The organism is Enterobacter sp. Bisph1, assembly GCF_000814905.1.
GTDB lineage: Bacteria > Pseudomonadota > Gammaproteobacteria > Enterobacterales > Enterobacteriaceae > Kosakonia.
Window position 1 is genome coordinate 1 of the sequence record NZ_JXAG01000002.1, and the last position, 1,201, is coordinate 1,201.

Annotated in this window: 1 protein-coding gene; it reads right to left on the reverse strand. The window is 39.1% G+C overall.

Features of this window, described 5'->3' with window-relative positions; all coding sequences use genetic code 11:
• Positions 1–323: 323 nt before the first annotated feature.
• Complete coding sequence (locus tag RW65_RS00015) at positions 324–1,013, reverse strand: hypothetical protein (protein ID WP_039054640.1); 690 nt, start codon at positions 1,011–1,013, stop codon at positions 324–326.
• Positions 1,014–1,201 lie beyond the last annotated feature (188 nt).

Below are 1,201 nucleotides of genomic sequence, written 5' to 3' on the forward strand. Positions count from 1 at the left end.
GCAGCTACCGATAATCGGTGAACCGTTCTCATCTTCAAGCCATAAATGTGCGGGAGTAGACATGGGAGATCCTTATTAATAAGTTAAATTAAAATAAGTAAGCAATATTTACCATTTCACATAAAATGGAAATATATATACAACAAGTAAGAAGAATAACGGTATAAACCAAAGTGGAAGATTAGGGAATAATTTGATCTGGGCAATAGCATATATCACTGTTATTACGGAAGGGCCGTACATTGAGATCAAAGATTTAAACATACGAACAAAAAATCTTTTGATAAGGTTCAAGGTAATGTTCAAGATAAAGTTCAATATACTCATCGAATCATCCTGCTGATTATGTTTGTAATATCTTCATCTGAGGTGGATTGTTTAAATGCCTCGGCACGTACAAATAGTGGCTCGATCATGAAATACATCATTTCCAGTTCCTGATCATATAGCGCCGCGTAAAAATCAGGATGCTGATATTGAAGACGATGTGCGCTTTCAGCGGCCTTCTGGACAATTCCGTACAAACCGATACCTGTAGCAACATAAGCCGCTCTGCGCCTTACCATAGTATTTATCTCCAGGCTCATATTCATACCGATGGCGACTGATAAGGCGACACCTGCGGCAAATCCCTGAGTCGTAAGAGAGTTGGCGGAAATATGAATATTCACTGCCATTAGCTGTTGTTTGATGTATTCTAATTGCTCATTAGTTTTATATTTTAAAATGTTATTAAAATATATTTTAAGCATTTCAATGGTGACATTGCCATGCCTTATTAGATAGTAAATACTCAGGCCAAACCGTAAGTCTTCACTCCTCTGCTGCTTACAAACGTCTTGATACTCTTCTGTAAAACATGACGTGTAATAAAGCGCACGCGTTAAACCCGCTTCTAACGTATCAATCGAATCCGCAACCATCTCTCCCGTGCCCGTTAAAACGCGATCGAACTGGAGCGCCAGAATTTTATTATCCTGTAAATAACCGATGACTTCATCGTCGTAATACATCCTTGCTCCTTGCCGGTTTTCATCATGGCCAATCTATCAACGTGCTGAATACAGGAGTCTTTCAGTATTAACTATGCAGGTAATAATAGGTTCTGGTTTTGGCAAAACAGCCGTGGCGTCTGTTTTTTGAACAGGCCACGTTATATCAACAGATACTCTCTCGCGCTATACAGTGGAGTACTGAAAAT